Source organism: Caldisericum sp. (assembly GCF_049967455.1).
GTDB classification, from domain to species: Bacteria; Caldisericota; Caldisericia; order Caldisericales; family Caldisericaceae; genus Caldisericum; species Caldisericum exile_A.
In genome coordinates, this window is sequence record NZ_JBMFSR010000032.1 from 1 (window position 1) to 10,864 (window position 10,864).

The window sequence follows — 10,864 nt, forward strand, 5'->3', positions numbered from 1 at the left end:
GTTTTGGGGGAGTATTGAGGAAGGGGGTTGTTGCCCCCTCAAAATATTGAGATTTCTCAGTCGCTTGCGCTCCTTCGAAATGACAATTATTGGAAAAAGGCAAATCCCCCATCAACCGTTAGAAAGGGAAGATGATCCCCATTTTAACTCTCTCGATTTTGAACTATTAAAAGAGTATGCAGAGGGATACGAACTTATAGCAATTGACGAGGCACAGTATATAAAAAACATAGGCAATTCTATTAAAATGATGCTTGATAATATCCCATCGCTTAAAACAATATTGACTGGTTCGTCTTCGTTTAATTTGATAGGACAAGTTGGAGAGCCGCTAAATGGAAGAAAAATAACTCTCGAAATGTTTCCAATTGCGCAGATGGAATTTGCAAAACTTATGAACCGATATGAATTAAAAGAAAAATTAGAGTATTTTCTAATATATGGAGAATATCCCGCTTATAACCTCAAAAAATAACAGCGAAAAAATGGAAATCATTCATGAAATTGTCGATTAATATTTACTCAAAGATATCCTCATATTTGAAAAAGTAGCAAAGTGCTTCTTGACCTTCTTAAGCTCCTTGCATCCCAAATCGAAAAGGAGGTTTCTTTAAACGAAATATCACAACATGTTCTTATTGATGTTAAGACAGTAAAAAGATATATCGATTTACTGGTTAAATCGTATGTTATTTTTCCTCTTACTCCGTTTTCAAAAAATCTAAGAAGCGAGATTAGTGGTAAAAACAAGTATTACTTTTACGACACTGGGGTAAGAAATGGAATAATAAATAACTTTAACAGATTAGATTCAAGGAATGATGTTGGCGCTCTCTTGGAGAACTGTATAATAGCAGAGAGACTGAAAAAAACAAAAATACATGAGAACTTTTACAAATTTGTACTTCTGGAGAACATACACCAAGGGAAAATTGACCTAATAAAAGAATCTCAAGGGAGAAATACCTGTTAGATAGTAATTTTGAACTTGCAAAAATTTGGTTTAGCATCTATAATATGCTGTAAGGAGGCTTGATAGTATGAATACAGTAAGACATGTAAAAATTGTATCAAAAAAGCCTTTCTGGAACATTGATAAGGCGCATGATTGCAGAGCATGTCAAACTCCATGCAAATCTGCATGCAAAACAAGTGTAACCGTTGGAAATCAGGTTTGTGAAATAAAGAAACCTGTTAAAAGGTGGATCTGGTAGTATAAATGTTTGATAAATCTTTAGTACATCTTTTCCCCTTTAATGGGGAATTTTTTGCTGTTGATGTAAATTCTGGAAGCCTCTTAAATTTAGATGATGCAACTTATTTTTATTTAGAGAAACTCGAAGAAACAGATTCAAAGGAAGAGGCTTTTAATTTAACTAAAGAAAAATATGGTAAAGAAATTGCACAGGAGATACAAGAAGAAGTCAATGAACTTATAAAAGACGGGATTCTTTTTTCAAAACCTCCCAAGTACTTTGAGTCTAACCTCATATTGAAATCAATGTGTCTTAATGTTGCACACTCCTGTAATTTTGGATGTCTCTACTGCTTTGCAAAAAAAGGGAATTACGGTGGATCTGATGCTCTTATGAGTTTTGATGTTGCAAAGGCCGCAATTGACTATCTTGCAAAAAATTCACCTGGACGTGAGGCACTTGAAGTCGATTTCTTTGGCGGAGAGCCTCTTCTCAATTTTGAAGTGGTAAAGAAAACAATAGAATACGCCAAGGAAACTTATAAAGACAAAAATTGGAGATTCACAATAACAACAAATGGAAGTCTTCTTTCCGATGAGATTGAGAACTTCCTTTTTGATAATGATGTGAGTATTGTATTAAGCCTCGATGGTGATAAATCTGTAAACGACAAATACAGAGTGTTTAGAAATGGTAAGGGCACATTTGATTTGGTATTTCCAAAGATAAAGAAAGTTGCAGTTCATAGAGCCGAATCAGGTGGATACTATGTAAGGGGCACTTACACTCATGATACACTTGAAATATCAAAAACCGTTATGGATTTGCATAATTTTGGCTTTAAATATATTTCTCTTGAGCCTGTTGTAACAAAGGAAGAAGATATTAGTATCAAAAAAGAAGACTTATCAATTCTTAAGAAGGAATATGAGCGCCTTGCTATAGAATATGTAAATTCACAGAAAGATGAAACATGGAACTTCTTTCACTTTAATCTTGATTTGGAGGCAGGTCCATGCATTCAAAAACGCATTCATGGTTGTGGTGCAGGTGTTGAGTACATTGCAGTTTCACCTGATGGGTCAATATATCCCTGCCATCAATTTGACGGCATAAAAGAAACAAAATTAGGAGATGTGTTTACAGGTATTACAAATAAAGAACTCCAAGAAAAATTTAGAAAGGCAAACTTTCTTTTTAATAAAGAAGAATGTGCAAAATGTTGGGCAAGATTCTATTGCTCGGGTGGTTGCCTTGCAAATAATTATGTTATGAACGGTGATATCTTTAAACCATATGAAATCGGTTGTGAAATTCAAAAAATGCGAATTGAGGCAGCGCTTTACGTTGCATATAAGTTAAGAGAACTTGGCATTGAAGTTCCAACAACACAACTTTCTGAAAAAAGAGATTCAGTAAAGTAATTAGATCTTGCTGAAGGCTTCTTTTAATTTCTTATAAGTTTCTTCAATTGCCTCAGGAATTACGCGTGTTTCCCCAAACACAGACATAAAATTAGTATCCCCACCCCAGCGTGGTACAATATGGAAGTGAAGGTGTTCTTCTCCTGCACCAGCCGCACGACCAATATTAACACCGATGTTAAAGCCTTCGGGATGATAAACAGTTTCAAGTACTTTAACTGCAAGGCCTAAAAAGTACATAATCTCTGTTTGCTCGTCTTTGTTAAGGTCATATGGAAATTTAACATGCCTTTTGGGACAAATCATTATGTGTCCTGAGTTATACGGATAACGATTGAGGATTATTATTGCAAAATTCCCTCGCTTTACAATAAGATTCTCCTCATCGTTTGAAGAATTTGCTGCAACACAAATAAAGCAATCTCTATCTTTTTTATGTGCATTTTGAATATAAGTTTTACGCCAAGGTGCAAACAAATTTCTCATACAAAATTGTAATTTATATTTCAAACCTTTACTCTTCGGAAATATCTTCTCCTCGTTTTCTTCCCTTGTTTTTGATAATTTGCCTTACATAATCTATAAATTTTCTTACTTCTTCCAAATCTTCATCATCAATATCTTGGATTTTTTTGTTCTTGCCTTTGAAACTTAGAAGCTTCAACAGGGCTAACCTCCTTAATGCAGTTTTTGTATCAATTCGACCATCAGCCCAGTCATCCCAAATTGCATGGACAATCCCGTAAAATTCCGCAATGGAATCAAGCCCCGGTTCATTAACATCGATAACTTCTTTCCCAAGATACTTGTAGCGCTCTTCACGTTCCTCTTGTGAAAGGGTTTTAGAGCTTTCTTTAAGATAATCGTGTATTTTCATACCCCCTCCTTTTAAATAATCTAACCTTTAAGTTTATTCTCGAGATCTTGCAATATCGATTTTATCTCCCCAATTTCCTTTTTAAGAGATTCAACATCCTGCTTTAGCTTTTCAATATCTATATCCTCATAATCTTCATCATCAAATTCCTCAATTTCTTCATCGTATTCTTCGAAGTCTTCTGCTATTACATCATCAATAACATCATCAATAGTTCCTTCTGCACCAACCACCACATCAATGCCCGCTTCATCAAAGGCAGTCATCATATGCTCTCCCATATTGCCTGAAACTACCATTTCAACACCTTTCTCCTTAAGAAAATTTACAACCTCATCGTGTGCATGAGCACCTGCATAAGGATTTGCAATAGATTCAACATTCTTTACATCATCGCCTTCAACTTCAACAATCACAAAATACGGTGCATGTCCAAAATGCTCAGAAATTAAACTTTCAAGACCTTTTGCTTCATCTGTTACAAACGCAATTTTCATTTATTCGCCTCCATAATTGTTTTTACTAAACACACCTATATATTACTTCTGAAAATTCTAATACCTCGAAATTCTTAAAAACTCTAATAAAAATTTCTTTCTATTTTATTATATCATATTTTAAAAAGTTTTTGACATACGAAAAATTAGTATTATAATTTAGAGTGATGTTTACATTACTAATACTTTTAGCAATTTTAGGGATTTTTAGTGGAATTTTTGTATTCTACAGGGAGAAATTTTTAGAAAAAACAGACCATATTGATACTCCGTTAGTTTCTATTATAATCCCCGCAAGAAATGAAGAAAAGAATATTAAAAAAATCCTTGAAAATCTCAAAGATTGTAACTACCCAAATCTTGAAATTATTGTTGTTGATGATAATTCAATCGATTTGACCTCTCAGATTTCAAGATCTTTTGGAGTAAAAGTCATCCGTATAGTAGAACGCGAAGAAGGTTTCCTTGGAAAACCATACGCATGTCTTAAGGGCTTTGAAAATTCACATGGAGATATCTTAATATTTGTCGATGCAGATGTAGAGCTTGAAAAGGACGCCATTGGTAGTATCGTAAAAGAAGTTTTAGAAAAAAACGCAGTAGTGTCAGTTTGGCCAAAACATATAGTAAAGGAACCATACGAAAATTTGTCAATGATATTTGCAATAATTTCAGCAATGGCATCAAAAAGTTTTACTATCTTTGAAAACACAAAACCAATTGGGATTTATGGCCCTCTAATTGCAGTATCAAGAGAAAACTATATCAAAGCAGGCACACACTATGTTGTTAAAAACGAAGTTGTTGAGGACTTCAAACTTGGGCAAGCATTTTTAAAGGCAAACATACCTATCATAAATTTCCTTGGAGGAGATCTCGTAAAATTTCGCATGTATCCAGATGGGCTTAATTCCCTTTTCAAAGGATGGGCTAAAAATTCTGCACTTGGAAGCTCAGCAGTTGATTTTTCAATAGTTATACCAATATTGCTATTTTTGCTCGGTTCTTTGATCCCGCCACTTTACTACAATATATCCCCATTTTTTTATCTTTACATAGCTTATGTTGTATTAATTCGCATCTTTGCAAAAAGAGTAGGAGAATTTTCCATAATTTCGGCAATTCTTTATCCACTAATTGTTTTATTTACTCTTTTTGTTATAACATACTCTTTTTATGCAACATTCATCAGAGGTTTTGTTGAGTGGAAAGATGTAAAAATATTTACAAGAAGGTAGGTAATAACCTATGGAACACATAAGATTATTGGCACTTTATTTTTTAATAGAATTTTTGACAGGCTCGATAATGTTTTCCTATCTTATAGGACTTTTGCTTCACAAAGATATAAGAAAATATGGGGATGGAAACCCCGGTGGGTTCAATTTGTGGCATGCAGGAGGAAAAGTTGCAGGAATTGTAGGAAGTCTTCTTGATTTCTTAAAGGGAGCAATTCCTTTGTTCTTTATAGTAAAAAGCGGGAAATTTTCGACTTTTGAATTAAACATAATTGCCATTGCCCCACTTTTGGGTCATATATTTACTCCCCTGCTAAAAGGTAGAGGAGGAAAAGGTGTTGCAACAACCTTCGGAATTTGGGTTGCATTAACAAATTTTAGAATTGCAATACTCTTCGCAATTTCATTAATTTTGTATCCAATTATATTCCATAAAGGCTACGAAGAATCGCCAGAATACAATTCACTTAGAGTAGTAGGTTCATTCACTTTTATTGGTGTCTTTGTTTATATTCTGCATAAGGAGTTCCTTCTTGCTTGGTTTTTAAATATAATGCTTCTTATCTATTCCCACAGAAGGGAATTAAGTGATATACCTGTAAGACTCAAAGAAAGATTTTTAGGATAAACAGAGTTATTTCGATTTGGATTTTGTTGTTCGCTAAGACAATTTGAATAATGTTTTCATAATCGGGCTTCTAAAAGATAAAATTCCTTTGCAAAATAAAAATTGGGATTATAATAAATTGATGGAGGTGCAATTATGGCAGGAAATATGTATGAAGACCCAAAGGCAATCGGTGAAAAAGCGATGGACTTGCACAGGGCAATTTCATCATTAATGGAAGAGCTTGAAGCAATTGATTATTACAACCAGAGAGTTATGGCAACAACGGACCCAGAACTTAAAAAAATTCTTATCCACAATAGAGACGAAGAGAAAGAACACGCTGCAATGCTTATCGAGTACTTGAGGCGAGTTGATCCAAAATTTGAGCATGAGTTAAAGGATTATCTCTTTACGACAAAAGACTTTGGAGATATGGGCTAATAAAGTCACTCATATGAAAGTTGGAATCACTTTTAATTTAAAAAGAAGTGAAACAGAATTAGACGAATTTGACAGACCCATAACAATCGAAGCGATAAAAAGCGCTCTTGAAGCAAGGGGACACAAGGTTAAACTATATGAAGCAACCTCTCCCTTGCTCTTTTATTCGCTTACGATTGATAAACCTCAGTTTGTTTTCAATATTGCAGAAGGTAAATACGGAGCTTACAGAGAAGCGTTTGTCCCTGCAATTTTAGATGAACTTAGAATTCCTTATACTGGCTCATCAGTCTTATCGCTTGCAATCTCAATGGATAAGGTAATGACAAAAGAAGTGCTTATGTTTCATGGCATCCCAACACCAAAATTCAAGGTTTTCAAGGTAATTGATTCAATAGAAATTGGAGATCTCAATTACCCTGTTATTGTAAAGCCAATTTTTGAAGGGTCGAGTATTGGAATAACTTCAAAATCTATTTGCGTAAGTGATGCTGAATTAAAAGAAGCAATTGAAAAGGCATTCAAGAAATTCAAGAGACCCGTAATGGTTGAGGAGTTTATCGAAGGAACTGAAATAACAGTAGGTGTTATGGGAAATTTTCCACCACAAGTTTTACCACCCATGGAAATTGACTTTTCAACTCTTTCAAGAAGAGAGCTAAGAGCATCTCCTTATATTCAAACTTACAAATTTAAAACAGAGTATTCAGACAGGGCAAACTACTATCTTCCTGCAAGACTCCCGGAACATGTTTTACAAAAAATTACAGAGATTGTTAAAAATGCTTTTATTGCTCTAAGAAATAGAGATGTCGCAAGGTTCGATTTGCGTGTCGATAAGAATTACAATCCATATGTTCTCGAAGTAAATCCCCTTCCAGGACTTGATCCAGAACATTCAGATTTACCACGCATATACAAACTTATGGGAAAAACTTATGAAGATCTCATAAACGACATATTGCAAATTGCAGTAGAAAGGCACAGAGTAGAAACAAAACTTTCCTTTAACCACGAATAATAAATTTCTTGAAATATAAATTAGCATCTTTCCATAAATTACCATTTTTAATACAATATTAGGTATGGGAGTAAGGGAGTATTTTGTTGAAAGATTAAAGGAAGCACTAAGAGAGAAAGACTTAACTCAAAGCGAACTTGCAAGAAGAACTGGCATCTCGATCGCATACATATCCCAACTTATACAAGGAAAAAAGACACCAACAATTAAAGTTGTTGCAAAAATAGCAGAAGCACTTAATCTTCCCACATCATACTTCATTGAAAAGACAGACATTAAAATTCTTTTTCACATTGATAAGGATCTCACAGAAGAAGATATAAGGGCAATCGAAGCCTTTATTGACTACCTTAAAAAGAGGAAAAGTGGAAATAAAGAAACTAATTAAAAAAGAAATTGAAAGCCATCTAAATTTCACATTAATGACAAATGGAAAGGCATACAAGCGCTTTATTCTAACGTATGAATTTGCAGAATATCTCCTACAAGATAACAAGACTTTTGCAAATTTTCCTTATTACATCTACAAAGGTGAGGATAAAAAATTCCAATCAAAGATAAACAGAGCTGTAGCGGAATTACTTATGCTAGAAACTGTTCTAAGAAAAATAGTTTACGAAGCATTACTATATATTGAGAATGTAAATTTAGAATTTATAAATGAACTCTCAGATTACTTCAAAGTGTCTAAAAATTTTGTTAAAATAAAACTCAAATCTCCTTGTTATGAGGTGATCGTATGAAAGTTGTTTTCATAACGGGTGGTGTAATTTCTTCTCTTGGAAAAGGGCTTGTTGCATCTTCACTTGGAATGCTTCTTGAAAGCAGAGGCTTTAGTGTTAACATCGCAAAAATTGACCCATATTTACAAATTGACGCAGGGACAATGTCTCCATACGAACATGGAGAAGTATTTGTAACAGAAGATGGAGGAGAAACCGATCTTGATATCGGAAACTATGAAAGATTTCTAAATAAAAATCTTACAAAAGATAACAGCCTCACAACAGGGAAAATTTATTACTCCGTTTTGACAAAAGAACGCCTTGGCTACTATCTTGGAAAGACAGTTCAGGTCATCCCACACATTACAAATGAAATAAAAGATAATCTCAAAAAATTGGGAAGTACTTCAGATATTCTCATAGTTGAAATTGGCGGAACAGTAGGAGATATAGAATCTCAACCCTTTTTAGAAGCAGCACGACAAATGAAAAATGATTTAGGAAAAGAAAATGTCTCCTATATCCACGTTTCACTTCTTCCGTATCTTAGAGCAACGCAGGAAGTCAAAACAAAGCCAACACAACACAGTGTAAAAGAACTCCGAAGTATGGGAATCCAACCAGATTTGCTTGTTTTGAGAAGCGAAGTGCCTGTCCAAAAATCCATAAAAGAAAAGTTATCTCTTTTTACAGATGTAAAAGTCGAGAATGTGCTTGAAGCAATTGATGCTGATAACATATACAAAATTCCAATTCTCCTTGAAAAGCAGGAATTTTCCAAAAGAGTACTGGCAGTTTTAGGGCTTCAAGAAAACAAATTAAACATCGATAAATATCTTGACTTCTTACAAAGAATGGAGAACCCTCAAAAGACTGTTAAAATTGGCATCGTTGGAAAATATGTTGAACTAAAGGATGCATACAAAAGCCTCATTGAAGCCTTAAAACATGGTGCAACAGAAAACAGAGCAAGGCTTGAGATTGTATGGATAAATTCAGAAACTCTTGAAAATGAAAATTATAAAGATACATTGGAAGAGGCTAATTTAGATGGCATTCTTGTCCCTGGTGGATTTGGTGTAAGAGGAATCGAAGGAATGATTAATGCAATACGTTACGCAAGAGAAAACAAAACTCCATTTTTAGGAATTTGTCTTGGAATGCAACTTATGACTGTGGAGTTTGCTCGAAACGTATGCGGACTCAGGGAGGCAAACTCAACTGAATTTGATCCAAAAACTCCTTACCCTGTAATTGACATTATGGAAAGCCAAAAGGACTTAAAGGCTCTTGGTGGCACAATGAGGCTTGGCGCACAAAAGGCAATCCTTAAAGAGGGAAGCCTTGCTTTTAGAATTTATGGCACAACTGAAATTTCTGAAAGGCATAGACATCGCTATGAAGTCAATAATGAATTTTTACCAATACTAACAAGCCACGGCTTTGTTGTATCAGGAACATCACCCAATGGAAAACTTGTAGAATTTGGAGAAATTGAAGATCATCCGTTTTTCATTGGAACTCAGGCTCATCCCGAATTTAAATCACGGCCTTTAAACCCACACCCATTATTTGTAAAATTTATCGAGGCATCAATTAATCACAAACCATAATACATTTTGAATATTGCATAAATTAAACTTTCGGGAAGAATTTTCTTTAAGATAACAAACAGTTTTTCAGAAAATGGGCCAACCACGTATTTATCATGTGGATTTTTGCTTGAGATAATTTTGTATATGAGTTCAGCAACAATCCGTGGATTACTTCCCTCAGTTTCGTCTTTTTCCATTCTTGAAATTGCCTTATAGAATTTTTCGTAATAAGGAGAGTTTTCTTCTGTGTATTTTTCCCTTTTTGAAGTAAAGCCTGTTTTAAAATCACCTGGCTCAACAACAACTACACGAATTCCAAATTGCTCAACTTCCATCCTCAACGCCTCTGAAAAACCTTCAATTGCAAATTTCGAAGAAGAGTAAAATGCTTGATACGGAAGTCCTATAAGTCCTGCGATAGAACTAAAATTGATAATTAATCCAGAACGATTTTCTCTCATGTAGGGCAAAACTGCCTTTGTGAGATTAACAGTGCCTAAGAAATTTACATCCATTTGTCTTTTTATCGCTTCAATTGGTGTGTCTTCTACGGCTCCAGAGATGCCAAAGCCTGCAACATTTATAAGTGCATCAATATGTCCTTCAATTTCAATAAGTCTTTTGACAACTTCATTTGCCTTTGTCAAATCTGTAACATCAAGTGTAAAAGTACGGTTTTGAAGAGAGTCCTTTAATGTCCTTGAAACTCCATATGCATGTATTCCTTTCGAATTGAGGTAATTAAATATTTCAAGTCCAAAGCCAGAAGAAGCACCAGTCACTAAGGCTATCTTATTCATACTTTCATTATACAATAATTTAGACAAAAATCACATAAATCAAATTTAGTTTAACCTAACCTGAGCGATTCTCCAAATTTTTCATATATAATCAAAAAATTTGCAATTTTTTCAAAAAAGTACTAACATTTTTTAGAGGGATATTCTGTTGAAAGGAATGCAGAATACAGAGGAATAAAAAAATCGCTCAATTTAGGTTAAATATAAAATATAATAGGAAAGCAGTAAATTTATAAAAGAAAAGGAGGTACTTCATGAAAAAGACGGTTGCAGTTTTGTTGACCATCTTTATGCTCCTTTCCTTTTTTCATGGAGCATTAAGAGAAAATGTTGTAAAAGGAGAAACTGTGGCATGGAAAGAGTTAAGCACTGGATCTAATGGTCTAATGAAGGATGTTGAGATAACAAGTGTCGTTGTTGATCCTAAAAACTCTGATGTT

16 protein-coding genes are annotated in these 10,864 nt (G+C 34.2%); 12 read left to right on the forward strand and 4 right to left on the reverse strand.

Features of this window, described 5'->3' with window-relative positions; all coding sequences use genetic code 11:
- Positions 1–64: 64 nt before the first annotated feature.
- The 4 genes from ACP5SP_RS06345 (at position 65) to scfB (ending at position 2,620) form a co-directional block, all read left to right on the forward strand.
- Positions 65–475: an AAA family ATPase gene (locus ACP5SP_RS06345; protein WP_428076266.1), complete on the forward strand. Its 411-nt coding sequence runs from the start codon at positions 65–67 to the stop codon at positions 473–475.
- 81 nt (positions 476–556) lie between these two features.
- On the forward strand, positions 557–973 hold the full coding sequence (locus ACP5SP_RS06350; RefSeq protein WP_428076267.1) for a DUF4143 domain-containing protein: 417 nt from the start codon (positions 557–559) through the stop codon (positions 971–973).
- A gap of 67 nt (positions 974–1,040) precedes the next feature.
- A complete protein-coding gene (scfA, locus tag ACP5SP_RS06355; protein WP_416085366.1) occupies positions 1,041–1,214 on the forward strand; it encodes a six-cysteine ranthipeptide SCIFF in 174 nt (57 codons plus the stop codon).
- Positions 1,215–1,219: 5 nt separating this feature from the next.
- Positions 1,220–2,620, forward strand: coding sequence for a thioether cross-link-forming SCIFF peptide maturase (gene scfB, locus ACP5SP_RS06360; RefSeq protein ID WP_424586986.1), 1,401 nt, complete (start codon positions 1,220–1,222; stop codon positions 2,618–2,620).
- Here the strand turns inward: scfB and ACP5SP_RS06365 are convergent, their stop codons facing one another.
- From ACP5SP_RS06365 to ACP5SP_RS06375, 3 genes are read right to left on the reverse strand one after another with little or no spacing between them, the layout of a single operon-like run.
- Positions 2,621–3,106, reverse strand: coding sequence for an HIT family protein (locus ACP5SP_RS06365; RefSeq protein WP_416085364.1), 486 nt, complete (start codon positions 3,104–3,106; stop codon positions 2,621–2,623). It lies immediately after the preceding gene.
- A gap of 28 nt (positions 3,107–3,134) precedes the next feature.
- On the reverse strand, positions 3,135–3,497 hold the full coding sequence (locus ACP5SP_RS06370) for a hypothetical protein (RefSeq protein ID WP_416085363.1): 363 nt from the start codon (positions 3,495–3,497) through the stop codon (positions 3,135–3,137).
- A 20-nt stretch (positions 3,498–3,517) separates the two neighbouring features.
- Positions 3,518–3,994 (reverse strand): NifB/NifX family molybdenum-iron cluster-binding protein, encoded by a 477-nt coding sequence (locus tag ACP5SP_RS06375; protein ID WP_416085362.1) that lies wholly within the window; start codon positions 3,992–3,994, stop codon positions 3,518–3,520.
- 167 nt (positions 3,995–4,161) lie between these two features.
- On the opposite strand from ACP5SP_RS06375, the gene ACP5SP_RS06380 reads away from it, so the two are divergent.
- The 7 genes from ACP5SP_RS06380 (at position 4,162) to ACP5SP_RS06410 (ending at position 9,642) form a co-directional block, all read left to right on the forward strand.
- Positions 4,162–5,232, forward strand: a complete 1,071-nt coding sequence (locus ACP5SP_RS06380) for a glycosyltransferase (RefSeq protein WP_424586985.1) — start codon at positions 4,162–4,164, stop codon at positions 5,230–5,232.
- Positions 5,233–5,242: 10 nt separating this feature from the next.
- The gene (locus ACP5SP_RS06385) at positions 5,243–5,860 is read left to right on the forward strand and encodes a glycerol-3-phosphate acyltransferase (RefSeq protein WP_428076268.1); all 618 of its coding nucleotides are present in this window, start codon (positions 5,243–5,245) and stop codon (positions 5,858–5,860) included.
- Between the two features lie 135 nt (positions 5,861–5,995).
- A complete protein-coding gene (locus tag ACP5SP_RS06390; RefSeq protein WP_416085359.1) occupies positions 5,996–6,283 on the forward strand; it encodes a ferritin in 288 nt (95 codons plus the stop codon).
- A gap of 13 nt (positions 6,284–6,296) precedes the next feature.
- Positions 6,297–7,304 carry a D-alanine--D-alanine ligase family protein gene (locus tag ACP5SP_RS06395; RefSeq protein ID WP_424586984.1) on the forward strand — a complete coding sequence of 336 codons (1,008 nt, stop codon included), beginning with the start codon at positions 6,297–6,299 and terminating at the stop codon, positions 7,302–7,304.
- Between the two features lie 64 nt (positions 7,305–7,368).
- On the forward strand, positions 7,369–7,692 hold the full coding sequence (locus ACP5SP_RS06400) for a helix-turn-helix domain-containing protein (RefSeq protein WP_416085357.1): 324 nt from the start codon (positions 7,369–7,371) through the stop codon (positions 7,690–7,692).
- Entirely contained in the window at positions 7,670–8,047 is a 378-nt protein-coding gene (locus tag ACP5SP_RS06405; RefSeq protein WP_424607046.1) for an ImmA/IrrE family metallo-endopeptidase, read from the forward strand. The genes ACP5SP_RS06400 and ACP5SP_RS06405 overlap by 23 nt, the downstream gene beginning before the upstream one ends.
- Positions 8,044–9,642, forward strand: a complete 1,599-nt coding sequence (locus tag ACP5SP_RS06410) for a CTP synthase (protein ID WP_424586982.1) — start codon at positions 8,044–8,046, stop codon at positions 9,640–9,642. The genes ACP5SP_RS06405 and ACP5SP_RS06410 overlap by 4 nt, the downstream gene beginning before the upstream one ends.
- Here the strand turns inward: ACP5SP_RS06410 and ACP5SP_RS06415 are convergent.
- On the reverse strand, positions 9,630–10,424 hold the full coding sequence (locus ACP5SP_RS06415) for an SDR family oxidoreductase (RefSeq protein WP_424586981.1): 795 nt from the start codon (positions 10,422–10,424) through the stop codon (positions 9,630–9,632). The two genes, ACP5SP_RS06410 and ACP5SP_RS06415, sit on opposite strands and share 13 nt — an antisense overlap.
- Before the next feature lie 254 nt (positions 10,425–10,678).
- On the opposite strand from ACP5SP_RS06415, the gene ACP5SP_RS06420 reads away from it, so the two are divergent.
- Positions 10,679–10,864, forward strand: a 186-nt coding sequence (locus tag ACP5SP_RS06420) for a hypothetical protein (RefSeq protein WP_428076269.1), incomplete at its 3' end; no start/stop codon positions are given.